The 24,834-nt window shown below is 67.5% G+C and carries 24 protein-coding genes and 1 tRNA gene; 19 read left to right on the plus strand and 6 right to left on the minus strand.

Features of this window, described 5'->3' with window-relative positions; all coding sequences use genetic code 11:
• The first annotated feature begins 8 nt into the window (after positions 1-8).
• Genes pdhA through AC3WS6_RS10500 form a run of 3 tightly spaced genes read left to right on the plus strand, consistent with a single transcriptional unit; the run spans position 9 to position 3,506 of the window.
• A complete protein-coding gene (gene pdhA, locus AC3WS6_RS10490; protein WP_492500960.1) occupies positions 9-1,124 on the plus strand; it encodes a pyruvate dehydrogenase (acetyl-transferring) E1 component subunit alpha in 1,116 nt (371 codons plus the stop codon).
• A gap of 1 nt (position 1,125) precedes the next feature.
• Positions 1,126-2,136, plus strand: a complete 1,011-nt coding sequence (locus tag AC3WS6_RS10495) for an alpha-ketoacid dehydrogenase subunit beta (protein WP_492500961.1) — start codon at positions 1,126-1,128, stop codon at positions 2,134-2,136.
• On the plus strand, positions 2,133-3,506 hold the full coding sequence (locus tag AC3WS6_RS10500; RefSeq protein ID WP_492500962.1) for a dihydrolipoamide acetyltransferase family protein: 1,374 nt from the start codon (positions 2,133-2,135) through the stop codon (positions 3,504-3,506). The genes AC3WS6_RS10495 and AC3WS6_RS10500 overlap by 4 nt, the downstream gene beginning before the upstream one ends.
• A gap of 7 nt (positions 3,507-3,513) precedes the next feature.
• Here AC3WS6_RS10500 and AC3WS6_RS10505 read toward each other — a convergent pair whose 3' ends face one another.
• The gene (locus AC3WS6_RS10505; protein ID WP_492500963.1) at positions 3,514-4,107 is read right to left on the minus strand and encodes a TetR/AcrR family transcriptional regulator; all 594 of its coding nucleotides are present in this window, start codon (positions 4,105-4,107) and stop codon (positions 3,514-3,516) included.
• A gap of 111 nt (positions 4,108-4,218) precedes the next feature.
• On the opposite strand from AC3WS6_RS10505, the gene AC3WS6_RS10510 reads away from it, so the two are divergent.
• Genes AC3WS6_RS10510 through AC3WS6_RS10530 form a run of 5 tightly spaced genes read left to right on the plus strand, consistent with a single transcriptional unit; the run spans position 4,219 to position 10,163 of the window.
• Positions 4,219-5,772 (plus strand): carboxyl transferase domain-containing protein, encoded by a 1,554-nt coding sequence (locus AC3WS6_RS10510; RefSeq protein ID WP_492500964.1) that lies wholly within the window; start codon positions 4,219-4,221, stop codon positions 5,770-5,772.
• A 7-nt stretch (positions 5,773-5,779) separates the two neighbouring features.
• Entirely contained in the window at positions 5,780-7,717 is a 1,938-nt protein-coding gene (locus tag AC3WS6_RS10515; protein ID WP_492500965.1) for an acetyl/propionyl/methylcrotonyl-CoA carboxylase subunit alpha, read from the plus strand.
• Positions 7,714-8,865 carry an acyl-CoA dehydrogenase family protein gene (locus AC3WS6_RS10520; protein WP_492500966.1) on the plus strand — a complete coding sequence of 384 codons (1,152 nt, stop codon included), beginning with the start codon at positions 7,714-7,716 and terminating at the stop codon, positions 8,863-8,865. Before AC3WS6_RS10515 ends, AC3WS6_RS10520 begins: the two co-directional genes overlap by 4 nt.
• A gap of 9 nt (positions 8,866-8,874) precedes the next feature.
• Positions 8,875-9,360 (plus strand): MaoC family dehydratase, encoded by a 486-nt coding sequence (locus AC3WS6_RS10525; RefSeq protein ID WP_492500967.1) that lies wholly within the window; start codon positions 8,875-8,877, stop codon positions 9,358-9,360.
• Entirely contained in the window at positions 9,357-10,163 is an 807-nt protein-coding gene (locus AC3WS6_RS10530; RefSeq protein ID WP_492500968.1) for an HpcH/HpaI aldolase/citrate lyase family protein, read from the plus strand. Before AC3WS6_RS10525 ends, AC3WS6_RS10530 begins: the two co-directional genes overlap by 4 nt.
• A 2-nt stretch (positions 10,164-10,165) precedes the next feature.
• On the opposite strand, the gene AC3WS6_RS10535 is transcribed toward AC3WS6_RS10530, so the two are convergent.
• Both AC3WS6_RS10535 and AC3WS6_RS10540 read right to left on the minus strand, forming a co-directional pair.
• The gene (locus AC3WS6_RS10535) at positions 10,166-10,753 is read right to left on the minus strand and encodes a histidine phosphatase family protein (protein ID WP_492500969.1); all 588 of its coding nucleotides are present in this window, start codon (positions 10,751-10,753) and stop codon (positions 10,166-10,168) included.
• The gene (locus AC3WS6_RS10540; RefSeq protein WP_492500970.1) at positions 10,750-11,589 is read right to left on the minus strand and encodes a Sir2 family NAD-dependent protein deacetylase; all 840 of its coding nucleotides are present in this window, start codon (positions 11,587-11,589) and stop codon (positions 10,750-10,752) included. The genes AC3WS6_RS10535 and AC3WS6_RS10540 overlap by 4 nt, the downstream gene beginning before the upstream one ends.
• 94 nt (positions 11,590-11,683) lie before the next feature.
• Between AC3WS6_RS10540 and AC3WS6_RS10545 the strand changes: the two genes are divergently transcribed.
• Positions 11,684-12,487, plus strand: coding sequence for a TrmH family RNA methyltransferase (locus tag AC3WS6_RS10545; protein ID WP_492500971.1), 804 nt, complete (start codon positions 11,684-11,686; stop codon positions 12,485-12,487).
• Positions 12,488-12,502: 15 nt separating this feature from the next.
• On the opposite strand, the gene AC3WS6_RS10550 is transcribed toward AC3WS6_RS10545, so the two are convergent.
• Complete coding sequence (locus AC3WS6_RS10550) at positions 12,503-13,330, minus strand: SGNH/GDSL hydrolase family protein (RefSeq protein ID WP_492500972.1); 828 nt, start codon at positions 13,328-13,330, stop codon at positions 12,503-12,505.
• Positions 13,331-13,476: 146 nt separating this feature from the next.
• Between AC3WS6_RS10550 and AC3WS6_RS10555 the strand changes: the two genes are divergently transcribed.
• Positions 13,477-15,219 carry a DEAD/DEAH box helicase gene (locus tag AC3WS6_RS10555; protein ID WP_492500973.1) on the plus strand — a complete coding sequence of 581 codons (1,743 nt, stop codon included), beginning with the start codon at positions 13,477-13,479 and terminating at the stop codon, positions 15,217-15,219.
• Positions 15,220-15,362: 143 nt separating this feature from the next.
• Positions 15,363-16,463, plus strand: a complete 1,101-nt coding sequence (locus tag AC3WS6_RS10560; protein ID WP_492500974.1) for a VIT1/CCC1 transporter family protein — start codon at positions 15,363-15,365, stop codon at positions 16,461-16,463.
• Positions 16,464-16,542: 79 nt separating this feature from the next.
• On the opposite strand, the gene AC3WS6_RS10565 is transcribed toward AC3WS6_RS10560, so the two are convergent.
• Positions 16,543-16,625: transfer RNA gene (locus tag AC3WS6_RS10565), tRNA-Leu, on the minus strand.
• Between the two features lie 113 nt (positions 16,626-16,738).
• Between AC3WS6_RS10565 and AC3WS6_RS10570 the strand changes: the two genes are divergently transcribed.
• Positions 16,739-18,034: a M20/M25/M40 family metallo-hydrolase gene (locus AC3WS6_RS10570; RefSeq protein WP_492500975.1), complete on the plus strand. Its 1,296-nt coding sequence runs from the start codon at positions 16,739-16,741 to the stop codon at positions 18,032-18,034.
• 48 nt (positions 18,035-18,082) lie between these two features.
• Positions 18,083-18,907, plus strand: a complete 825-nt coding sequence (locus AC3WS6_RS10575) for an undecaprenyl-diphosphate phosphatase (protein ID WP_492500976.1) — start codon at positions 18,083-18,085, stop codon at positions 18,905-18,907.
• A 58-nt stretch (positions 18,908-18,965) separates the two neighbouring features.
• Here the strand turns inward: AC3WS6_RS10575 and AC3WS6_RS10580 are convergent, their stop codons facing one another.
• Positions 18,966-19,814 carry a PAC2 family protein gene (locus tag AC3WS6_RS10580; RefSeq protein WP_492500977.1) on the minus strand — a complete coding sequence of 283 codons (849 nt, stop codon included), beginning with the start codon at positions 19,812-19,814 and terminating at the stop codon, positions 18,966-18,968.
• A 90-nt stretch (positions 19,815-19,904) separates the two neighbouring features.
• Between AC3WS6_RS10580 and AC3WS6_RS10585 the strand changes: the two genes are divergently transcribed.
• The 6 genes from AC3WS6_RS10585 to tatA are packed head-to-tail and all read left to right on the plus strand — an operon-like array spanning position 19,905 to position 24,827.
• On the plus strand, positions 19,905-20,588 hold the full coding sequence (locus AC3WS6_RS10585; RefSeq protein ID WP_492500978.1) for an HAD family hydrolase: 684 nt from the start codon (positions 19,905-19,907) through the stop codon (positions 20,586-20,588).
• Complete coding sequence (locus AC3WS6_RS10590) at positions 20,585-21,640, plus strand: tRNA (adenine-N1)-methyltransferase (RefSeq protein ID WP_492500979.1); 1,056 nt, start codon at positions 20,585-20,587, stop codon at positions 21,638-21,640. The genes AC3WS6_RS10585 and AC3WS6_RS10590 overlap by 4 nt, the downstream gene beginning before the upstream one ends.
• Before the next feature lie 10 nt (positions 21,641-21,650).
• Complete coding sequence (locus AC3WS6_RS10595; protein ID WP_492500980.1) at positions 21,651-22,562, plus strand: hypothetical protein; 912 nt, start codon at positions 21,651-21,653, stop codon at positions 22,560-22,562.
• On the plus strand, positions 22,562-23,554 hold the full coding sequence (locus AC3WS6_RS10600) for a helix-turn-helix transcriptional regulator (protein WP_492500981.1): 993 nt from the start codon (positions 22,562-22,564) through the stop codon (positions 23,552-23,554). The genes AC3WS6_RS10595 and AC3WS6_RS10600 overlap by 1 nt, the downstream gene beginning before the upstream one ends.
• Positions 23,551-24,540: a helix-turn-helix transcriptional regulator gene (locus AC3WS6_RS10605; RefSeq protein ID WP_492500982.1), complete on the plus strand. Its 990-nt coding sequence runs from the start codon at positions 23,551-23,553 to the stop codon at positions 24,538-24,540. The genes AC3WS6_RS10600 and AC3WS6_RS10605 overlap by 4 nt, the downstream gene beginning before the upstream one ends.
• A 26-nt stretch (positions 24,541-24,566) precedes the next feature.
• On the plus strand, positions 24,567-24,827 hold the full coding sequence (gene tatA, locus AC3WS6_RS10610) for a Sec-independent protein translocase subunit TatA (protein ID WP_492500983.1): 261 nt from the start codon (positions 24,567-24,569) through the stop codon (positions 24,825-24,827).
• Positions 24,828-24,834: the final 7 nt, after the last annotated feature.

The raw sequence follows: 24,834 nt of genomic DNA on the forward strand, positions 1-24,834 counted from the left end.
GGACGACGATGTCACCGCAGAGCACTCCCACAGTCGACACCGCTCAGGATCTCGAATTGACCGAGCGGATATTGGCGCCGGACGGCACGCGGATCGCGCACCCGGAGCTCGACCCTTACATCGCAGAGGTCGACCCCGCGACGCTGAGGAACCTTCTGCGCGACATGATCATCCTGCGAAGGATCGATGCCGAGGGTGTCGCCCTCCAGCGGCAAGGCCAGCTCGGCCTCTGGGCGCCGTGTCAAGGCCAGGAAGCCACGCAGATCGGGACCGCCCGGGCACTCGCCGCTCGGGATTACGTCTTCCCGAGCTACCGCGAGACGGGAGTCATCTACGCTCGCGGCGCGCAGCCCGCCGACTTCGTCCGCATGTGGCGAGGTGAAGAAGGAGCGGGACATGATCCGGCCGCGCTCAGGGTCGCACCACTCCAGATCATCATCGGGGCGCAGACTCTGCACGCCGTCGGCTATGCGCTCGGCATCCAGCACGACGGAGCCGACGAAGTCGCTGTCACGTACTTCGGAGACGGAGCGACCAGTCAGGGCGACGTCAACGAAGCCATGGTGTTCGCGTCGTCGTACCGCGCCCCCGTGGTCTTCGTCTGCCAGAACAATCATTGGGCGATCTCGGAGCCGGTCGCACTGCAGTCGCAGTTCCCGATCGCCGGACGCGCGCCCGGATTCGGCATCCCGAGTCTGCGCGTCGACGGAAACGACGTGCTCGCGTGCATGGCGGCGATGCGTTGGGCTCTGGAGCACGCCAGGGCGGGCAAGGGCCCGGCGTACATCGAGGCCGTGACATACCGGATGGGACCGCACACCACGGCAGATGACCCGACGAGGTATCGCACCGGCGACGAGCTGGAAGCATGGCGGCGCCGCGACCCGATCGCCCGTGTCGAGGCGCACCTGCGCGGACTCGGCGAACTCGCCGACGTGCACACGACGGAGATGCAGGCTGCCGCGGATGCGGTCGCGAAGGACATGCGTGCACAGTGCCTGGGCATGGTCACTCGACCGCCTCTCGCGGTGTTCGACGGCGTGTACGCGGAGCCGCACTCGGGGATCGATCGTCAGCGGTCGGAGTACGCCAGCTATCTCGCCGCCTTCGACGTGGAGGCCTGAGATGACCGAACTCACCCTGGGCAAGGCCCTCGGAGCGGGACTTCGCCAGGCCATGCGAGACGACGATCGCGTCGTGCTTCTGGGCGAAGACATCGGTCGCCTCGGGGGCGTGTTCCGAATCACCGACGGACTCCTCGACGAATTCGGCGCGCAGCGCGTGATCGACACGCCGCTTGCGGAGTCCGGGATCGTCGGCACCGCCGTGGGCTTGGCGTTCCGCGGATACCGCCCCGTGGTCGAGATCCAGTTCGACGGTTTCGTCTACCCGGCTTTCGACCAGATCGTGGCTCAGGTCGCCAAGCTGCACTATCGCACGCAAGGTCGGGTGAAGATGCCGATCACGATCAGGATCCCCTGGGCGGGAGGCATCGGCGCGGCTGAGCATCATTCGGAATCGCCCGAAGCGTATTTCGTGCACACCGCAGGGCTGCGCGTGGTCGCGGTCTCCAACCCCGAAGACGCGTACCGCAGTCTGCGCCAGGCCATCGCATCCGACGATCCGGTCATCTTCTTCGAGCCGAAGCGGCTCTACCACCACAAGGGGGAGGTCGACCTCGAAGCGCCGCTGGCCGATGCGCCGCCCCTCGGACTTGCGCGCGTCGTGCGCCAGGGGAGCGACGTGACTCTCATCACCTACGGAGCCATGACGACGACGGCGCTCCAGGCGGCAGAGGCGGCGGAGGACGAAGACATCTCGATCGAGGTGATCGACCTGCGCTCCCTCTCGCCCGTGGACTACGACTCCGTCGCCGCTTCCGTGCGCAAGACCGGCCGGGTGGTGGTCGCTCACGAGGCATCCCGAGAAGCGGGAGTCGCTGCCGAGGTCATCGCCAGTCTCACCGAGCGGTGCTTCGAGTATCTCGAATCAGCGCCCCTGCGCGTGACGGGACACGACGTGCCGTATCCGCCGGCGAAGCTCGAGAAGTACCATCTCCCCGATCTCGATCGGCTTCTGGATGCCGTGGATCGCGTGCTCGACCGTCCGAACAGCCTCACGGGAGTCGACGCATGATCGCCGAGTTCCGCCTTCCCGATCTGGGGGAGGGGCTGATGGAAGCCGAGGTCGTGCACTGGCTCGTCGCGCCGGGCGACACCGTGGCGCTCAATCAGACGCTCGCCGAAGTGGAGACGGCCAAGGCGATCGTCGAGCTTCCCTCGCCCTTCGAGGGCACCGTGTCGACACTGCATGCCGAAGCGGGCGAGACTGTCGCTGTGGGTGCGCCCCTGATCGCTTTCGATGTCGCGGGCGCCGACTCGGCCGAGCCGGATGTGTCGGATGTGTCGGATGGGGGTCACGCCAGGAGTGAGCCGAACCTCGTCGGCTACGGGGCAGCCCCGGCCGTTGCGGGGCGGCCGACGCGTCGAGCCCGCCGTGCCGGCTCGGTGCCGGTCGCGAGTGACACTGCAGTGCTCGAAGCGGCCCCTCATGACGCCTCGCCGACGCCCAGCGTCGATACACCCATCGAGCGCCCCCGGTCGACACCGCCCGTGCGCGCATACGCGAAGAGCCTCGGCATAGATCTCGTGCTCGTCGCGGCATCGGTCGGTGACAGACTCATCACACGGTCGGATGTCGATGCGTTCGCGGGTCGACCCGGTGAGCGGGTCGTGCAGGACCGCGGCCGGGAAGAGGCGGTGTACTCACGGTCGGCGTCGGCCCCGCATCTGCCGGACAGCGACAGCCGAGAGGTGCGCATCCCGATCCGGGGCGTGCGCAAGCACACCGCTGCTGCGATGGTCGCGAGCGCCTTCACCGCCCCGCACGTGACGGTGTTCCACACGGTGGACGTCACCGCGACTCTGGATCTGCTGGCATCGCTGCGGGCCGACCGCTCGCTCGCCGATCACCGTATCGGGCCGCTCGCCGCGGTCGCCAAAGCCGTGTGCCTGGCGCTCGGCAGGAACCCTGAACTCAACTCACGATGGGACGATGACGCCGGAGAGATCGTGCGTCACACGTACGTCGATCTCGGGATCGCTGCGGCGACCGAGCGGGGACTCCTCGTCCCGAACATCCGCGACGCAGAGCGCATGACGCTCGTCGAACTCGCAGATGCGCTGAGGTCTCTCGCTGAGACGGCGCGGTCAGGAAGGACCACGCCGGCCGAACTCGCGGGCGGGACGTTCTCGATCTCCAACATCGGCGTGTTCGGGGTCGACGCGGGCACCCCCATCCTCCCGCCCGGCCAGTCAGGGATCCTCGCGATGGGAGCGATCCGCCGCCAGCCGTGGGAGTTCCGTGGAGAGATCGCGCTGCGCCACATGATGACCCTGAGCCTGTCGTTCGACCACCGGGTCGTCGACGGCGCCGAAGGTGCCACCTTCCTGAAAGACGTCTCCGACCTCCTCGAGGAGCCAGGACGTACGCTGCTGATGAAGTGAGTGCAGATCAGACCGGGGCCCTCAGGGCGCACTCTGCCATCGCGGCCAGCACGGCCGAGGTGGCGGAGTGGCGGCGTGCAGCCGCGGTGGTGCTGTGCGGCGTCGAGTTGATGAGGCCGAAACACGCCTGCACGCGAAGCCGCAGCTCGTCTGCGCCGGCGTCGATCAGCGCAGCGAGCGCGTCCATCCAGAGCTCGATGTACGCACGCTGCAGGCGTCGCACTTCGCTGTGATCGTGCGGTGCGAGGTGAGCGACATCGCTGTCGTGGACGCGGATGACGTCGGCGTGGCGCAGCGCGAAGTCGACGTGGAACGCGATCAGCTCGCGGATCCGCTCGTCGGGCGTGGTCGCGGCCTCGGCGACGCGCGAGCCGCCGTCTACGAGATCTTGGCTGACCTCCACCAGGACGGCGCCGAGGAGTGCCTGTTTGCCGGCGAAATGACGGTAGACGGCAGGACCGGACACTCCGACTGCTGCCCCGATGTCTTCCAAGCTGACCCCGTTGTACCCGCGCTCGGCGAACAGATGCGCCGTGGCACGCAGGATCGCGTCCGAGCGCTCCGCCTTGGCGCGGTCTCGTGCGGTGATCGGGGTTGTCATCTCAGTTAATCCTCGCTAACCTGATGTGACTGGTTAGTGCACACTAACCGAAGAAGCACGAGTCGCACCAGAGTGTGACGGATGCGCACGTGTGTCGAGGAGGACACCACGATGCCTGCGACCCAGCAGTCCCTCGCCGCCGAGCTTCGGGAGCGGCTCGCCGCGGCGGCTCGAGGGGGTCCCGAGTCCTCTCGCCAGCGACACGTCGCACGCGGCAAGCTTCTTCCGCGCGATCGGGTTGCTCGTCTCCTCGATGAGGGAAGCCCCTTCCTCGAGATCGCTCCTCTCGCGGCTGACGGACTCTATGACGGCGATGCGCCGGCCGCCGGGGTGATCGCCGGGATCGGCCTCGTGCACGGCCGACACGTCATGGTGGTGTGCAACGACGCCACAGTGAAGGGCGGCACCTACTATCCGCTCACGGTGAAGAAGCACCTCCGCGCGCAGGAGATCGCGCTCGAGAATCGTCTTCCCTGCGTGTACCTGGTCGATTCGGGTGGCGCATTCCTGCCCAAGCAGGATGAGGTCTTCCCCGACCGCGACCATTTCGGACGCATCTTCTTCAACCAGGCGCGCATGTCTGCGCAGGGCATCGCGCAACTCGCTGCCGTGCTCGGCTCATGCACTGCGGGCGGTGCGTATGTGCCGGCGATGAGCGATGAGACAGTGATCGTCCGCGGTCAGGGCACGATCTTCCTCGGCGGGCCGCCCCTCGTGAAGGCGGCCATCGGCGAGATCGTCACGGCGGAGGAACTCGGGGGCGGAGAGCTGCACGCGCGGCGGAGTGGAGTGGTCGATCATCTGGCCGAGGACGACGAGCACGCGCTGGAGATACTGCGCGATATCGTCGCGACACTTCCGCCGCCGCTCGATCCGGCGTGGGAGGTCACGGAGACCCGCGCGCCCGCGGCGGTCGGCTCGCTCTACGACTCGGTGCCGGTCGACGTCAACGCCCCGTACGACGTGCGCCTCGTCATCGCTCACCTGCTCGACGGGGATTCGTTCCGAGAGTTCAAGTCCGAATACGGCACGACACTCGTCACGGGTTTCGGACGCCTTCACGGGCACCCCGTCGGCATCGTCGCCAACAACGGCGTCCTGTTCGGCGAGTCCGCGCTCAAGGGCGCACACTTCATCGAGCTGTGCGACCAGCGCGGCATCCCCCTCGTGTTCCTGCAGAACATCAGCGGTTTCATGGTCGGCACAGAGGCGGAGGCAGGGGGGATCGCGAAGGACGGGGCCAAGATGGTGACGGCCGTGGCGAGCACTCGTGTCCCGAAGCTCACCGTGATCATCGGCGGCTCGTTCGGTGCAGGCAACTACTCCATGTGCGGTCGCGCGTACTCGCCCCGATTCCTGTGGACCTGGCCGGCGAGTCGGATCTCGGTGATGGGCGGCGCGCAGGCGGCATCGGTCCTCGCGACCGTGAAGGAGGATCAGCTGTCTGCTCGCGGTGACGCGTGGGACGCCGAGCAGCGGAACGAGTTCGAGGCACCGATCCGCAGGCAGTACGACGCTCAGGGCGAGCCCTACTATGCGACCGCCCGGCTGTGGGATGACGGCATCATCGATCCGCTCGACACCCGTGATCGCCTGGGTCTCGCCCTCGATGTGATCGCGCGGACTCCGCTGCCCGACTCCCGCTTCGGCTTGTTCAGGATGTGAGCACCACATGACAGATCTTCAGCCAGGCACCAGCCGGATCTCCGCGCCCGTGAAGGGCTTCGACACGATTCTGGTGGCGAACAGAGGAGAGATCGCGCGTCGCATCATCCGCACGCTGCGGGAGAAGGGGATTCGCAGTGTGGCGGTGTACAGCGATGCCGACGCCGCTGCTCCGCACGTGCGCGAGGCGGACGCCGCCGTGCGGATCGGCCCGGCACCCGCCGCGGATTCCTACCTCGACATCGATGCCGTGATCGCCGCGGCCCGCGCGAGCGGCGCTCAGGCGATCCATCCGGGGTACGGTTTCCTGTCCGAGAGCGTGGGGCTCGCCGAGGCGTGCGCCGAGGGAGGCATCGTCTTCATCGGTCCGTCGGTCGACGCGCTTCAGATCATGGGCGACAAGGCCAGAGCACGTGAACACGTGACTCGATCCGGGGTACCCATCGTGCCGGGTTTCGACGCGCGTGGACTCTCCGACGCCGAGATCCGTGACGAGGCCGAACGCGTCGGATTCCCCCTGCTGGTGAAGCCGAGCGCGGGAGGGGGCGGCAAAGGCATGGAGGTGGTCGAAGACGCTTCCGGATTGGCCCCGGCGCTCGCCTCCGCGCGGCGCATCGCGGCCTCCGCCTTCGGAGACGACGCACTGATCCTGGAACGACTCATACGTCGCCCGCGGCACATCGAGGTGCAGGTGTTCGGCGACGTCCACGGACAGGTGATCGTTCTCGGCGAGCGCGAATGCACACTCCAGCGCCGTCACCAGAAGGTCGTCGAAGAGGCGCCGTCTGCGGGCATCCCCGAATCCACGAGAGCGCGCCTGTTCGAGGCCGCCGTGCAGGCGGCGCGGAGCGTGGCATATGTCGGCGCGGGCACCGTCGAGTTCCTGATCGACGCGGAGAGGCAGGACGAGGTCTTCTTCATCGAGATGAACACGCGACTTCAGGTCGAGCACCCCGTCACCGAGGAGGTCACCGGCATCGATCTGGTCGCTCTCCAGATCGACGTGGCCGCAGGGGCCCCTCTGCCGCCCACGCCCAAGACGCGCGGCCACGCCGTGGAGGCGCGTGTGTACGCCGAGTGCCCGCACCGCGGATTCGTCCCGTCGACGGGTCGCGTGCTGCTGTTCGACGTGCCCGACGGCGTTCGAGTGGATGCCGCTGTCGAGACGGGTTCGGAGGTCACGGGATATTACGACCCTTTGATCGCGAAGGTGATCGCCCACGCAGACGATCGCGCCTCCGCCCTTCGGCTGCTGGATGCGGCACTCAGCCGGACGACGGTGCTGGGCGTCGACACGAACATCGCGTTCCTGAAGCAGCTCTGCAGCGATGCGCGGGTCGCTGCCGGAGACCTGGATACGGGGCTCATCGAATCGTTGCTGCCCCTGGCTGTCGAGCCTCCGTCCGAAGCGATGCTGTCGGCGGCGCGCGAGCATCTCATCATGTCGCGCCCGGAGGAGCGGTCGGCACGACGCGCGGGGCACGTGTGGCAGCGGCTGACCGATCACTCTCGCGTAGAGATCGTCTTCCTGACCGATGTCGAGGACGTCTTCGCCGTGCCGAGGGGAGCATCATCGTCGCGCAGCACCGCGGTCGCCGTCGACGATGATGGCGCCGTGTGGGTCGCCGAGGGCGGGCGGACGGTGCGGCTTCAGCCACTGGACCGACGTGATCGGATGCGTCGTCGTCTGGCCGGACTCGAAGCACGCGCCTCGGAGGCGGCTCCTGAGGCCCGCGCTCCGATGCCGGGTGGTGTCGTCGCCGTGCACGTCGCGGATGGCGACCATGTCACGACCGGAATGCCCCTCGTCTCGATCGAGGCGATGAAGATGGAGCACCCCGTCGTGGCACCCCAGGACGGAACTGTGCGGGTGCTGGTCTCCGCCGGAGATCAGGTGCGACGGGATCAGGTGGTCGCTCGCGTCACGATGGAGGATGAACGATGAGTCTTGAGCTGACGGATGAGGAGCGCGAGCTCGCAGGAATGGTGCGCGAGTTCGCAGACACCGTGGTCGCGCCTCAGGCGTATGAGGCGGACCGGACTCATACGCTCTCGATGGATGTCGTGCGGCAGATGGGGGACCTGGGTCTCTTCGGTCTGCCGTTCCCCGAGGAGTACGGCGGTCAGGGCGGCGACTACATGGCGCTGGGGATCGCGATCGAGGCGCTCGGACGGGTCGACCAGTCGATGGCGATCACGCTCGAGGCGGGGGTCAGCCTCGGTGCGATGCCGGTGTTCCGCTTCGGCACGGAGGAGCAGAAGCGAGCCCTGCTGCCGGATCTGCTCGCCGGGCGAGCCCTCGCGGGCTTCGGCCTGACCGAGCCTGAAGCGGGGAGCGATGCCGGCGCGACGCGCACGACCGCTCGACTCGATGGCGACGAGTGGGTGATCGATGGATCGAAGCAGTTCATCACCAACTCAGGAACGCCGATCACCCGCTTCGTCACGGTGACGGCGGTCACCGGTTCCATCGACGGGCGTAAGGAGATCTCCACGATCATCGTGCCGAACGGCACGCCCGGATTCACTGTCGATCCCCCGTACGACAAGGTCGGATGGAACGCCTCCGACACGCATCCGCTCAGCTTCGACGGCGCGCGGGTCCCGGTGGGGAACCTCCTCGGCGAGCGGGGGAGCGGCTTCCGCAACTTCCTGAGCATCCTCGACGAGGGCCGAATCGCGATCGCAGCCCTTTCCACCGGTGCGGCCGAGGGATGCCTGGAAGCGGCGATCGACTACGCGAAGTCGCGCACCATCTTCGGCAGTGCGCTCAGCACCAGGCAGAACGCGCAGTTCACGCTCGCCCGCATGCGAGCTCGAGTGCACACCGCCCGCCTCGCGTGGCGTCATGCGGCGCGGCTCCGCGACGCGGGGTCGGCCTTCGCCGAGCAGGCTGCCATCGCCAAGCTCGTGGCCGGGGAGGCCGCGATGGACAACGCGAGGGACGCGACGCAGATCTTCGGAGGGAACGGCTTCATGAACGAGTTCACGGTCGCTCGTCACTACCGTGACTCGAAGATCCTCGAGATCGGCGAGGGCACGACCGAGGTGCAGCTGCTCGTCATCGCACGTTCGCTCGGACTCACGGGGTAGCGTGACAGCATGACCGCGAGAGAGATCGTGCAGCGAGGCCTCTACTTCGAGGAGTTCGACGCCGACGCCCGGTACCTCCACCGGCCGGGGCGCACTGCGACCGAGACCGACAATGTGCTGTTCACGACGCTCACCATGAACACGCAGGCGCTGCACCTCGATGAGGCCTTCGCTGCGTCGCAGGAGCCCTTCGGCGCGAGGCTCATGAACTCGATGTGGACGCTCTCGACGATGGTGGGATCGTCGGTCGCACAACTCACTCAGGGCACCCTCGTCGCGCAGATGGGCCTCACGGAGATCACGTTCCCGCGTCCGCTCTTCGCCGGCGACACGCTGTACACAGAGAGTGCTGTCGTCGAGAAACGACTGTCCGTGTCGCGTCAGGGGCAGGGGGTTGTGACGATCAGCCACATCGGACGCAACCAGCACGATGCGATCGTCGCGACCGCGACGCGCACCGTGCTCGTGCGCTGCCGACCGGGGGACACGGAATGAGTCTCGACCTCGGCCCGGCGCTGCTCTTCTGCCCGGCAGACCGGCCCGAGCGGTTCAGCAAGGCTCTCGAAAAGGCTGATGCGGTCATCCTCGATCTCGAGGATGCCGTGTCGCCGGCAGCGAAGGCGACGGCCCGTGGCAATATCATCGACGCCGACCTCGATCCCGACCGAGTGATCGTGCGCGTGAACCCGCCGGGGTCCGAGGAATTCGCGTCGGATCTCGCCACGCTGTCCCAGACCGACTTCCGCACCGTGATGGTCGCGAAGACCGAGAACGCGTCGAGTCTGGACGTCTTCGATGCGCGGTTCGCGCTGATCGCGCTGTGTGAGACGGCGCGTGGTATCCATGCCGCCGATCGGATCGCAGCGCACGAGCGCGTCATCGCCATGATGTGGGGTGCGGAAGACCTCGTCGCGTCGCTCGGGGGCACCTCCAGCCGACGCGATGACGGGTCGTATCGAGACATCGCCCGATACGCGAGGTCTCGGGTGCTTCTCGAGGCCGGCGCTCAGGGCAAGGCCGCGATCGATGCGGTGCACATCGCCCTCGGCGACCTCGAGGGACTCCAGGCCGAGGCAGAGGACGCGGCGGCATCAGGTTTTGCGGCGACAGCCTGCATCCACCCCGACCAGGTCGCGGCGATCCGCGCGGCCTACGCGCCCGACGTCGCGGCGATCGACTGGGCGCGATCGGTTCTCGCTGCTGCGGAGTCGGAGCGCGGTGTCTTCCGATTCGAGGGACGCATGGTCGACGAGCCGGTGCTCCGACACGCCCGTTCCGTGCTCGCTCGCGCGCGGTGAGATCAGATCAAGACGGACTGGTCGAGGAGTCGGAGCACACCCGGAGATGCTTCGAAGCGGTGCGCCGAGCCGTTCACGATCTGATCGCCGGGACGGGGGAGCGTTCCTCCCGACACATGGTCGATGAGTGACCTGATCACTCCGCCGTGCGCGACGACGACCACGGACTCCGCGAAGGGAGTGGACCGACGACGCGAATCCCGAGCGATCGCATCGAGGGCTTGAAGTGCCCGCTCGGCGACATCCGCGAGGGTCTCCGCGCCCGGAACCTCGGAATGCCAACCGCCGTAGGTCTCCATGTACTCCGACACGCGCATCCCCTCGCCGGCGCCGAACTCGCGTTCGCGGATGCCGGGCACCAGGACGGGCGCGCCCAGGCCGAGTTCGGCAGAGATGATCTCCGCCGTCTCTCTCGCGCGGAGCAGCGGGCTGGTGTAAATCGCATGATGCGTCGTGCCCGCGAGATTCGCTGCCGCTGTGCGGGCGTCGGCCCGGCCGGTCTCGTTCAGGGGGATGTCGGTCGATCCCTGGATCCTGCGATCCAGGTTCCAATCGGTCTGGCCATGACGGACGAGGGTGAGCAGAGTCATTCGAGAAGCTCCTGGATGGCGGGGAGCACGTCGCTGGTGCCGGCGGCGATGGTGACATCCGCCCAGACGTCCGCTCGCGTCGGCTCCCGGTTGACGATAATGAGAGGGATGCTGCGGCGTCGCGCACGCTCGACCAGTCGCACGCCCGAGTTCACCACCAGCGACGTACCCGCGACGATGAGCGCGTCGCTGGAACGGAGCAGCGATTCGGCAGCGCGGAAGCGGTCCTGCGGCACATATTCTCCGAAGAACACGACGTCAGGCTTCAACATGCCGCCGCACACCGTGCAGGTCGGAACGATGAAGCCCTCGGTGTTCTCGGGCAGCACGTCTCCGTCGGGGTTCAACGCCACGTTCTCGGGAACGCTGATCCAGGGGTTCTTCTCTTCGATCTGCACAGCGATGTCGCGTCGATCGAACACCTGACCGCAGTGCAGGCACAGCACGCGCCTCATGGTTCCGTGCACCTCGATGACGTGCGAGCTGCCGGCCCGCAGATGCAGACCGTCGACGTTCTGCGTGATGACGCCGCTCACACGTCCCGATGACTCCATCTCGGCGAGGGCGACGTGCCCGCGGTTGGGGCCCGCCTGCGCGAATGCGCGCCAGCCGAGATGCCCCCCGACCCAGTATCGCCGTCTGGCTGCCTCGTCGCCGAGGTAGCGCTGAATGGTCATCGGATCGGCGCGCGTCCGTGCGCCTTCGCCGCGATAGGCGGGGATACCGGAGTCGGTGGAGATGCCGGCTCCCGTGAGGAGCGCGATGCGACGGCCGCGCAGGAGTTCTGCAGCGCGAGCGACGGCGGCCGACGACTCGACCGGACTCGTTGCGCTCACGTGACCTCCTCCTTCGAGTCTAGGCCGTGCCGTGCGGCGTATGCTTCGGGCCGGCCGCGAAGCCGATGCATCGACCGGTGGCAGACTGGGGCGCGTGGAACTGCTGCGCGTGACGAATCCGGACGATCGACGACTCGACGACTACCGCGGGCTCACCGACACCGCGCTTCGGACCGTCAAGGACCCCGCGGGCGGGCTCTACATCGCGGAGTCGACGAAGGTGATCGCGCGTGCCGTCGCCGCTGGGCACCGCCCGCGCTCCGTGCTCGTGCAGGAACGCCGGGTGGACGACATCAGAGCGATCGTCGGCGAGTTCGACGTGCCGGTGTACGTGGTGCCGGACGAGGTGGCAGAAGCGGTCACCGGCTTCGCGGTGCATCGAGGGACGATCGCGTCGATGCATCGACCCGGCCTGCGCACGGTGCGCGATGTCCTCGACGGGGCGCGACTCGTGCTCGTGCTCGAGAACGTCGGCGATCACACGAACGTCGGTGCAGCGTTCCGTGCCGCCGCCGGTCTCGGCGCGGACGCCGTGCTCGTGTCGCCCGGGGGAGCCGACCCGCTGTACCGCCGCAGCGTGCGGGTGAGCATGGGCACCGTCTTCCAGGTGCCGTGGACCCGGATCCCCGACTGGGATTCGGCCGTCGCCGATCTCCACGCGGCGCAGTTCGACATCGCCGCGCTGGCACTCAGGGACGACGCCGTGACACTCGACGCGTACGCCGCGGATCGTCCGGAGCGGGTCGCGATCGTGATGGGAACCGAGGGTGACGGACTCTCCCGCACTGCGCTCGAGAAGGCGGACACGGTCGTCACCATCCCCATGTTCGGCGGCGTCGATTCGTTGAACGTCGCCTCCGCGGCGGCAGTGGCGCTCTGGGCGCTCGGACCGCGCTGACACGCTGAACGTCGGTCAGTCGCGCTCCGGAAGAACGACGGGCGCGGCCTCGGGGCGTTTCGCGAGGATGTGATCGCCCGATGACTCGTGTCGCAGCCGCCGCAGGACCCACGGAACGAGGTGCTCCCGCGCCCAGCCGAGATCGCCGGAACGGGCCTCTCTCCAGGTGCGCACGGGCAGCGGTTCCGGCTGCATCGATTCCAGCTCGTTCGGGACGTTGAGGGCACGAAGAGCCATCCGTGCGACCTCGTGATGACCGAGCGCGTTGTAGTGCAGTCGGTCATCGTCGAAGAAGCGCATGTCTTGCACGACCTTGAGCGCCCACTGGTCGGCCACGATGCAGTCGTGACGGTCGGCGATCGCGCGGATGTTCTCGTTGTAGATCGCCACCTTGCCGCGGAAGGGGCGGAACACGGGCGTGAAAGCGGTATCGACGCCCGTGAAGAGGAGCAGCGTCGCGCCGGTGGATGACAGTCGCGCCACGGCATCCTCGAGCTGGACCGCGATCGCGTCCGGATCGGTGCCGGGCCGGATCACGTCGTTGCCGCCGGCGCAGATCGAGATCAGATCCGGATGCAGTGAGACAGCCGGCTCGACCTGGTCGTGCACGATCTGGGCGATGAGTTTGCCGCGCACCGCGAGATTCGCGTAGGCGAAGTCGTCGACCTGCTGCGACAGGACTTCGGCCACCCGATCCGCCCAGCCGCGGTGGCGACCGGGGTGCGAGAGATCGGGGTCTCCGATGCCTTCTGTGAACGAATCGCCGATCGCGACGAAGCGACGCCACGGGTGCGGAGTCTCGTTGTCGAGATACGGGGTCCGAGTCGAATCCTGGTCGGTCATCCAGCTCTCCTTCGCGAACGAGCGCAGCGCATCGGTGGTCGCGGCGCACCGGTCGAGCCTACTCGTGCGCCCCACGACGACGCGAGACGCCCTGTCTGCGGTCGTCGTCGCGCTCGGTGTCGGTGACAGCGATTATCGTGGAGTCGATGCTTTCTCCTTCCTTTCCTCAGCGCGCCCCGTGGGGAACCGCGAACAAGCTGCGCGCCTGGCAGCAAGAGGCTCTGGAGCAGTACTTCGAGGCCGATCAGCGGGACTTCCTCGTCGCCGCGACTCCGGGCGCCGGCAAGACGACGTTCGCCCTGACCCTCGCCGTCGAGCTGATGCGCATGGGCGAGGTCAATCGGATCATCGTGGTCGCACCGACCGAGCACCTGAAGACCCAGTGGGCCGACGCCGCGGCGCGCGTGCACATCCGTCTCGATCCCCGTTTCCGCAACAGCGACTGGGCTCCGGCGCGGCACTACCACGGTGCCGTCGTGACGTACGCGCAGGTGGCCGCGAAGTCATCCGTGCACCGGCATCTCACAGAAGATGCGCGCACGCTGGTGATTCTCGACGAGGTCCATCACGGTGGCGATGCGCTCAGCTGGGGCGATGCGATCCGCGACGCTTACGGGCCGGCCAAGCGTCGGCTGCTGTTGTCGGGAACCCCCTTCCGCAGCGACACCGCGCCGATCCCGTTCGTCGAATATCACCCCGACGAGTCCGGTGCGCGCATCTCGAGGACCGACTACAACTACGGATACGGTCGAGCTCTCGCCGATGGCGTCGTGCGTCCCGTGCTGTTCCACATGTACGCCGGCAAGATGCGGTGGCGCACGAGTACCGGCGATGAGCTGGAGACCCACCTCGGGCAGGACAACACGAAAGACGTGACCTCTCAGGCGTGGCGCACGGCGCTCGACCCCGAGGGCGAGTGGATGCCGGCGGTGCTCTCGGCGGCCGACCGGCGTCTCACCGAGATCCGGCACCACGTTCCCGACGCGGGCGGGCTCGTGCTCGCGACCGACCAGACGGTCGCGCGGGCCTACGCGAAGATCCTGCACAGCATCACGGGTCAGCAGCCGTCCATCGTGCTGTCCGACGATGCCACGGCGTCTGAGCGCATCGAGAAGTTCAGTGCAGGAGACGCCCGCTGGATGGTGGCGGTCAGGATGGTGTCGGAGGGCGTTGACGTGCCCCGGCTCGCGGTCGGCGTGTACGCGACGTCGTCGTCGACGCCGCTGTTCTTCGCCCAGGCGATCGGGCGATTCGTGCGCGCGCGTCGGCGGGGAGAGGCGGCCAGCGTCTTCCTCCCGCAGGTGCCGGTGCTCATGGGGCTCGCGAACGAGATGGACAAGCAGCGCGATCATGCCCTCGATCGGCAGTCGAAGGACGACGACGGTCTCGAGGACTCCCTGCTCGACAGCGCCAACCGCGAGGACGACGCATCCGATGCGCTGACTCAGGAATTCAGCTACCAGGCGCTGTCGTCGGTCGCCCACTTCGATCGTGTCGTGTTCGAGGGGCAGGAGTTCGGTCAGCTCGCAGAGCCAGGCACGCCCGAGGAGGAGGAGTTCATCGGGTTCCCCGGGCTTCTCGAGCCCGAGCACGTGCATGAGCTGCTCATGCAGCGCCAGTCCCGGCAGTCGCGCCTTCGCGAAGCACGAGAAGCCACGGCGTCTCCGACCGAGACGACGACTCTTCCCGCCCCGCTGCACCGGACGCTGAAGGAGCAGCGCCAACTGCTCAACAGCCTGGTGGGCCTGTATGCCCGGCAGAAGGGCGAACCGCACGGCGCGGTGCATGCCGAGCTCCGCCGTATCTGCGGCGGCCCGGCCGTCGCACAGGCAACCGTCACGCAGTTGCAGGCCCGTATCGAGGTCCTGCGCAAACGCGTGAGGTCCTGACGACGACTCGGGGTGCGAATCGCGCCCCGTCGTTCGGATTCCCGAAAACCTGGCAATACCGCTTCCAGTGCGATCCGGCGCGGACCCCGCAGCTAGCGTGGTGATGGCGTCCCGCGTGGGGCCCCCATCACACAGGAGATCGAATGACGGCCCCCGCTGCCCACACAGAGCCGACCGCCGCAGACCGCCGCCGCTGGGCACGCTACCTCGTCGAGGAGCGTGCCGAGGGCATGGTGTACCAGAGGCTTGCGCAGCGTCGTACCGGCGAGGAGCAACAGATCCTGCTGAGCCTCGCGGATGCCGAGCGTCGCCACGAGCAGCACTGGCTCGACCTGTTGGGGGCCGAACCCGCCCGCCTGCCGCGCGCGGGACTCCGATCGCGTCTGCTCGGCTGGATGGCGGGTCGGTTCGGGTCGATCTTCGTGCTCGCTCTCGCTCAGACCGCCGAGGCCCGTTCACCGTACGACTCCGAGCAGTACGCCACCCCCGCGATGAGGGCCGACGAGAAGGTGCACTACGAGGTCGTTCGCGGTCTCGCCGCCCGTGGCCGTCGTCGGCTCTCCGGCTCGTTCCGAGCGGCAGTCTTCGGCGCGAACGACGGCCTCGTCAGCAACCTCGCCCTCGTGCTCGGCATCGGAGCCACCGGGGTCAGCTCGAGTTTCGTGCTGTTCAGCGGCATCGCGGGTCTCCTCGCGGGCGCTTTGTCCATGGGAGCGGGCGAGTTCGTCTCCGTCCGGTCCCAGCGAGAGCTGCTGGCCGCGACCGAGGCCAATGAGGATGCGGCCGCGTCGGCAGCTGATCTCGACATAGATGAGAACGAACTGGCGCTCGTCTACCGTGCCCGCGGTGTCGCGCCCGATGAGGCGCTGGAACGCGCAGGCCGCATCGTCGCCGCCGCTCGTGCCGGCGTCGAGCGCACGGCCACCGGTCCGGTGCATATCCACGCCGCCACGGACCACGAGATCGTCGGCAGTGACTGGACCGCCGCCCTGTCGAGCTTCCTTCTCTTCTCCTCCGGAGCGATCATCCCCGTGCTTCCCTGGATTTTCGGTCTCGAGGGCACTGCAGCCGTGATCGTCGCACTCGCGCTCGTTGGCGTCGCGCTGCTCTCGACCGGAGCGATGGTGGGCGTTCTGTCGGGCGGGCCGCCTCTTCGGCGGGCGCTGCGCCAGTTGGCGATCGGCTTCGGCGCGGCCGCGATCACCTACGGGCTCGGCCTGCTGTTCGGGGTGGGGGCGGTCTGAGGCCGCACCCCGCCTGCGCGGCGTACTCGCCGTACACGAAAGAAGCTCCGGAACATGGTGTTCCGGAGCTTCTCGACTGTGCGCGGAGGGGGACTTGAACCCCCACGCCCTTACGGGCACTACGACCTCAACGTAGCGCGTCTACCATTCCGCCACCCGCGCAGGTGTTGGATGTTCGTTGCCGAACGAAGATTTACATTAGCACGGGCTTCACCGCACTCCGAAAACGAGCGCGATTCCCGGGCGCGCCTCCGCGCTTCGATAGCCTGGAAAGCATGACCGAACCGTCGCTTCCCGAGGTGGTGCGCATCGCGCAGGACCTGATCCGTTTCGACACATCCAATTTCGGGGGTGGCAACGCCAGGGGAGAGCGGGAGGCGGCCGAATACGTCGGCGCATACCTGCAGCAACTGGGCCTCGAGGTCGAGTACTACGAGCCGATCGATCGCCGCACGACCGTGATGGCCCGCGTGCGCGGGCGAGACCCGCAGAAGTCTGCGCTCGTCGTGCATGGCCACCTCGACGTGGTGCCGGCGGTCGCGGAGGACTGGACGGTCGATCCGTTCGCAGGCGAGGTGCGAGACGGGATGCTCTGGGGTCGAGGCGCGGTCGACATGAAGAACATGAACGCGATGATCCTGACCGCTGTCGCAGACATCCTGAGAGCCGGGGAGCAGCCCGCGCGCGATCTCGTGCTCGTCTTCTTCGCCGATGAGGAGAACGGGGGAGTGGAAGGGTCAGCGCTCGCTGTGCAGCACCGCGCGCACTGGTTCGAGGGTGCGACCGAGGCGATCAGCGAGGTCGGCGGCTACTCGATCAGCGTCGACGGACGACGCGCCTACCTGCTGCAGGTCGGCGAGAAGGCCCTGATCTGGATCCGCCTCGTAGCCAAGGGGCGCGCCGGGCACGGCAGTCGCCTGCACGACGACAATGCCGTCACCAAGCTCGCCGAGGCGGTGGCGGCCATCGGCCGGACACGATGGCCCCTGAAGCTCACGACGACCACCGAGGCCCTGCTCCGCGGACTCAGCGATCTCTCGGGACGCTCCAGCGACGACCCCGACGCCCTGGCGGCTGCAGCCGGGCCCGCCGAGGCGTTTCTGCGCTCGTCGTTCCGCACCACGACGAACCCGACGGCACTCACTGCGGGGTACAAGCACAACGTCATCCCCGAACGTGCCGAGGCGCTCATCGATGTGCGGGTCATCCCGGGTACCGAAGACGACGTGCTGGCCGAGCTGCAGGCCATCGTGGGCGAGGAGATCGAGATCGAGACCGTCGTGCGGGACATCGGAATGGAGACACCCTTCGAGGGCGACCTGGTCGAGGCGATGGTCGCGAGCCTGCATCAGCACGATCCCGGTGTTCCGGTGATCCCCTACCTGCTCGGGGCAGGCACCGACAACAAGGCGCTGGCCGCCCTGGGCATCACGGGGTACGGCTTCGCGCCGCTGCGCCTGCCTGCTGATCTCGACTTCACGGGCATGTTCCACGGTGTCGACGAACGGGTACCCGTAGAATCGCTTGTCTTCGGTCAGCGGGTGCTGGCCGATCTGCTGCGCACGTACTGAGCGCCCGGCTCCACGTCTGCGCCGCCACACGACCGAGAAGGCCTATCCATGCATCTGTTCGAAGCGCTCATCCTCGGAATCGTCCAGGGACTCACCGAGTTCCTGCCGATCTCCTCCAGCGCCCACCTGCGCATCCTGGGGACCTTCCTCCCTTCGGGCGAGGATCCCGGGGCCGCGTTCACCGCCATCACCCAGATCGGCACCGAAGCGGCCGTCGTCGTCTTCTTCTGGCGCGACATCGTCCGGATCGTCGCGCAGTGGTTCCGGTCATTGACGGGAAAGGTGCCACGCAGCGATCCTGACGCACGGATGGGATGGATGATCATCATCGGCAGCATCCCGATCGTCATCCTCGGACTGCTGTTCCAGGACCAGATCGAGACGGTCTTCCGGTCTCTCTGGATCGTGGCGATCATGCTCATCGTGTTCGGAATCCTGCTCGGCGTCGCGGACCACGTCGGCGCGAAGCGCCGCAAGCTCGATCAACTCACCTACCCGCATGGCGTCGCCTACGGATTCGCGCAGGCGCTCTCGCTGATCCCGGGCGTCTCGCGTTCCGGCGGAACGATCACCATGGGGCTCTTCCTGGGGTACGAGCGCGCTGCAGCAGCACGCTACGCCTTCCTGCTCGCGATTCCCGCCGTGTTCGGAAGCGGGTTCTACCAGCTGTTCAAGAGCTGGAACGAGCCATCGTTCTTCTCCTTCGGAGACACTCTCGCAGCGACGGGAGTCGCGTTCGTCGTGGCTCTCGCTGTGATCGCCTTCTTCATGAGCTACATCTCGAAGCGCAGCTTCCTGCCCTTCGTGATCTACCGCATCCTGCTCGGCTCCGTGCTCCTCGTGCTCCTCGGCACGGGCGTGATCGCAGCCTGACCCCGACGCTTCTCGGCGGCGCGAGACCGTGCCGCCGAGAAGGTCATGGCCTCAAGGTTCAGCGCTTGTGGTCGCTCGGACCGTCACCGCGCCGACGCAGGTAGCGCTCGAACGCCTGTGCGATCGCGTCGCCAGAGGCATCCGGGGAGTCCCAGGTGTCGCGCGTCTGCTCGAGCTGACGGATGTACTCCGCCATGTCCTCGTCGTCGGCCGCGGCGGCATCGATCGATGCCTCCCATGCGGCCGCCTCGGTGCGCAGACTGCTGTGCGCGAACTCGACGCCGGTGAGCTCTTCCAATCGGTCGAGCAGCGCCAGAGTGACCTTGGGGGAGGGGGTCGCGGACGCCACGTAATGCGGAACGCTCGCCCAGAGGCTCGCCGTCGGGATTCCTGCGCTCTCGGCGAAGTGCTCGAAGACGCTGAGGATGCCGACAGGGCCCTCATACAGAGAGCGCTCGAGCCCGTGAGCCTCGCGCACCTGCTCGTTCTGACTGGAGGCGAAGATCGAGATCGGGCGGGTATGCGGCACGTCCGAGAGCATGGCGCCCAGCGTGACGAGTCCGGTCACATCGTCTCTGAGCGCGACGTCGATGAACTCGGCGGCGAAGGACTGCCATGTCCGAGCGGGTTCCACGCCGGTCAGCACCCAGAACTCCGGTCCCGGGCCCGGGTCGCGTGGGCGCCAGAGTCCTGCTTCGGGCCACGTGAGCTGGCGACGACCTTCTGAATCCATCTTCGTCGCCGGGCGGGTGTACTGGTAGTCGAAGTACAGCTCCGGATCGATCGAGTGCACGAGGTCGTACTCCGATTGCGCGCGCAGCGCGGAGATCGCACCGCTCGCGGCTTCTCCGGCATCGTTCCAGCCATCGAAGGCGGCGATGATGATTCGTGAACCGAGGACATCCATCGTGGTCTCCCTTCGTGTTCGCCGGTGCCTATCCCTCCAGGCTAGCCCGCTCGGACGAGGACCGGGCGCAGCCACGGGTAACATGATCCGGTGAGCAGACAGCCCCGCGCGATCCTCTGGGACATGGACGGAACACTCGTCGACACCGAGCCGTACTGGATGGCGGCAGAGACCGCGCTCGTCGAATCCTTCGGCGGAACATGGACGCACGACGATGCCCTGCAACTCGTCGGCAACGGTCTGCTCGACAGCGCGACCATCCTGCAGCGCGCGGGGGTCGACATGGAGGCCGAGGCGATCATCTCCCTCCTGACCGATGGCGTGCAGCAGGCGCTGCGGACGAAGGGCGTGCCCTTCAGGCCGGGGGCGCGCGAGCTTCTGCAGGACCTCCGTGCTGCCGGAATCCCGACGGGTCTGGTGACCATGTCGCTTCGGCGGATGGCGCTCGGCGTCGTCGAGCTGATCGACTTCGACGCCTTCGACATCGTCGTCGCAGGCGATGACGTCTCGAATCCGAAGCCGCACCCGGAGCCCTACCTACATGCGGCGTCGCTCCTCGACATCGACATCGCGGATGCCGTCGTGATCGAGGACTCCCCGACGGGACTTCGCGCCGGCATCGCCTCAGGCGCCGTCGCGCTCGGCGTGCCGCACATCGTCGACCTCGATCACGTCGGCGCCCACGAGCTGTGGCCGACGCTTCAGGGCCGCACTGCGGCCGACCTGGTCGACCTCTTCGACCGCCAGACCTCGATGACGGGAGCCACCCGATGACCGACGCGACTGCGCCGACGCACACGACCGCACCGACCACAACCGGTGCGGCGCGGCCGAGCGGTCCGTTCCGCGCCGGGGATCGGGTTCAGCTGACCGGTCCGAAGGGGCGGCTGCACACCGTCACGCTCCGCGAGGACGGAGAGCTTCACACGCACCAGGGCGTGCTTCGTCACCGTGACCTCATCGGGCTGCCCGACGGCTCTGTCGTGTCGAGCAGCTCGGGTCACGACTACCTCGCGCTCCGACCGTTGCTGCGCGACTTCGCCATGTCGATGCCTCGAGGCGCGGCCATCGTCTACCCGAAGGACGCCGCGCAGATCGTGATGCAGGCCGACATCTTCCCCGGGTCCGTTGTGGTCGAGGCCGGCGTCGGCTCGGGAGCGCTCTCGCTTTCGCTGCTGAGAGCGATCGGTCCAGCCGGGCGCCTCGTGTCCTTCGAACGCAGGGACGATTTCGCGCAGGTCGCTCGGGGCAACGTCGAGACGTTCTTCGGTGAGACCCCCGACACCTGGGATGTGGTGGTCGGTGATCTCGTCGACGCGCTGCCTTCCGAGTTCTCGCCGGGGACCGTCGACCGGGTCGTGCTCGACATGCTCGCTCCCTGGGAGTGCATCGACGTCGTGGCTGAAGCGCTCACGCCCGGAGGAGTGGTGCTCTGCTACATCGCGACGGCGACACAGCTGTCGCGCGTGGCCGAGTACATTCGCGGTACCGGACTGTTCACCGACCCCGACGCGTCGGAGACGATGGTTCGCGGCTGGCACGTCGAGGGCCTCGCGGTACGGCCGGATCACCGCATGGTCGCACATACGGGGTTCCTGCTCACCGCGCGACGCCTCGCCCCGGGGGCTGTCGCGCCGTCGGTCAAGCGCAGGGCTTCGAAGAGCAGCTACGGAGAAGACGACGTCGAGCTCTGGACGCCGGGGGCCGTCGGCGATCGGGTGATCAACGACAAGAACCTGCGCAAGCGTGCCCGAGAGGCCACGAAGGCCGCTGAAGGGGCGCGCATCGCTGCAGCATCGCGCGAATCCGACGCTGCGACGGAATAGACTGGAGCGCGTGCGTAAAACGTCCGCCGTTCTGGCCACTCTCAGCCTCGCCGCCCTCGCTCTGACAGGGTGCTCAGCCGCGCCTTCGTACGCCGGAGCGGCTTGCGATCGCGCCGGCTCTTCGGCCGTCGCTGACTCGGTGACCGTCGATGGAGAGCTCGGTGAGAAGCCCGAGGTGACCGTGTTCAGTCCCGTCAAGTCGGACACCACGGAGTTCTCGGATGTGACCGTCGGCGACGGTGAGACGCTCACGTCGGATGTGCAGCCGATGGTGATCGACATCTCGTTCTACGGCGGAGAGAGCGGCGACAAGCTCTTCGAATCGGAGTACAACGGCGATCTGAGTCGTGTGCACAACATCGCCTACTGGGCGCAGCGTTCTCCGGGACTCGAGTCGGTGCTCGAGTGCGCGACCGGCGGCACGAGGACGGTCGCGATTCTCACACCCGAGGACTTCGGCGACAGCAACGTGCAGGCGTTCGGACTCGAGGACGGCGAGAACGTCGTCGCAGTCGTCGACGTGCTCGAAGTGCATCTGGCGAAGGCAGAAGGCGCGTCGCAGTTCAACGACGCGCGCGGCCTGCCCACGGTGGTGCGCGCACCTGACGGCACGCCCGGGATCATCATCCCCGACAGCGCTGCTCCGAAGGACACCGTGACGCAGACTCTGATCAAGGGTGACGGCGCCGAGGTCGAGAAGGAGTCGGTCGTCGTCACGAACATCATGGCTGTCGGCTGGGACGACAAGACCGTCGCAACGAGCACGTGGGGCGCGGAGCCGAACATCGGTCTGGCGGCGAAGGAGCTGGTCGGTGCGACTGTCGGCTCGCAGCTTCTCGTCGTCGCGCCCGGGGCCGAGGGCGCGTCTGCGACGGCGATCGTCGTCGACATCCTGGGGATCGTTCCCGTTCCGGAGCAGTGATGGCGGCCCGTATTCCCGCGGAGGAGCGCCTGACGAATCTCGTCGTGGCGCTGATGGCCACGGAGATCGGGTTGACCAAGCAGCAGATCCTCGACAACGTCTCGGGGTACCGTCAGCGCGCGGATGCCGGGGCGCGGTCGGATGCTCTGGAGAAGATGTTCGAGCGCGACAAGGACGAGCTCCGCACTCTCGGAGTGCCGGTCGAGACGATCGGCGATCCCGCAGACCCGAACGATCTCCGCGAGGCTCGGTATCGTATTCCCCAGGCGGAATACGATCTTCCCGGCGACATCGAGTTCACCGCCGCCGAGCTCGCGGTCCTGCAGCTGGCCGGCAGCGTGTGGAGCACGGAATCGGCGTCGGTCGATGCGAAAGCAGGGGTCCGAAAGATCCGCGCTCTCGGCATCGACGGCGACGAACCCATCATCGGATTCGCCCCGCGGATCACCGCACGCGATGTCGCCTTCCCACCCCTCCAGGACGCGATCGAGAAGTGCCGGGTGGTCGGATTCGACTACCTGAAGCCCGGCGAGGAATCGCCGCGGCGGCGCACCGTCCGGCCGCTGGCACTCGTGGACTACGAAGCCCGCTGGCACGTGTACGGCGTCGACGTCGACATCGACGCCGACAGGATGTTCCTGCTGAGCCGCATCGTCGGAGACGTGCGCATCACCTCGACCGCATTCGATCCGCACCTGCGAGACGGGGCGGGGGAGCGAGCGCTGTCCGGGCTGGAGCGCGTGGCGGCCCAGAACGCAGCGCTCATCGAGGTCACGCCTGGCACGGAGGCCGCGTTGAGGCTCGGACGACGAGCCACGCCCGCAGCACAAGGGATCCATGTGCCGTTCGTCGACCTGCACATCCTCGCGGACGAGTTGGCCTCATACGGCCCCGAGGTCCGCGTCGTCGAGCCGGCTGCCCTACGCGATGCCGTGATCGCTCGACTCACCGCCGTGGTCGCGGCGAACTCGGATCAGGAGGAGGGCCGATGAGCGCGAAGTCGAAGCCGCTCCTGGCGTCGGATCGTGTGCGGGTGTACCTGACGCTCGTGCCCTATCTGCTGGAGCTCGGACAGGTATCGCTCGCCGAGGCGGCCGAGGAGTTCGGGGTGACACCGAACGAGATGCGTCAGATGGTCGAGAAGCTCACCGTCATCGGCCTGCCCGGTGATGCCGGCTTCTGGCAGCAGCCGCAGGAGCTCTTCGACATCAACTGGGATCTTCTCGACCAGCAGGACATCATCGAGATCACGAACGATGTCGCGCTGCGCAGAGTCCCGCGCTTCACCGCTCGCGAGGCGGCCGCTCTTCTCGCGGGACTGCAGATGGTCGCGGCGCTACCCGCAGTGTCGGACGCGGGCCTCGTGAGCGGTCTGATCTCCAAGCTCTCCCGCGGCGCGGCGGATGCTCCGGCCGAGGTCGTGGTGGCGCCGAGCGCGGTCGACGAGGTCAGGCAGGTCGTGTCGCGCGCCGTGCAGGAGGGCGTCGCGGTCTCGTTCACCTATCAGGCGCCGGACGCCCAGCCGATGACGCGCACGGTCGACCCGGTGCAGATCCTCATCACGAATGCCCAGTGGTATCTGCAGGGCTGGTGCCACATGCGCGAGGCGATGCGCACGTTCCATCTCGACCGTGTGAGCGATGCGCGACTGACCGAGATCCCGATCACTCACGCCGGGGATCAGGTGCCCGAAGCCTTCTCCTCGGTGGACGATGAGGGTGAGGTGCGCGTCCGACTTCCAGAAAGGGTCGCACCGCTCCTGGGCGACTTTCTCACCGCCGACAACGTCGAGGTCGAGAGCGGCGTCGTGACCGCGAGACTGCGGCTGGCGGATCCTCGAGGCATCAAGCGTTTCGCAGGTCGTTTCGGTTGCGCCCTCGAAGTGATCGAACCCGTCGTCGCCCGCAGCGCCGCTCGCGAGTGGGCAGCAGCGGGACTCGCCCTCTATCGTGACCCGGACAAGGGCGACGCCGGTTAGACTCTAGAAAACGACGAAGGAGAATCATGGGCGCTTTCGGTTGGCCACATCTGCTGATCATCCTCGCCGTCATCCTGCTGCTTTTCGGCGCGGCGAAGCTGCCGGCGCTGGCGAAGAGCCTCGGTCAGTCCGCCCGGGTCTTCAAGGGCGAGATGAAGGCTATGAAGAACGACGACGCATCGGACGAGGCGAACAAGGACTCTGCATCTACGCAGCAGTCGGTCGCTCCGGAGCCGACGGTGACCGCTCGCGACTCCGATCCGGGTCAGCCTCCTCGATCCGCTTAGTCCGTGT

This window comes from Microbacterium sp. EB106-03-03-XG65 (genome assembly GCF_058791955.1).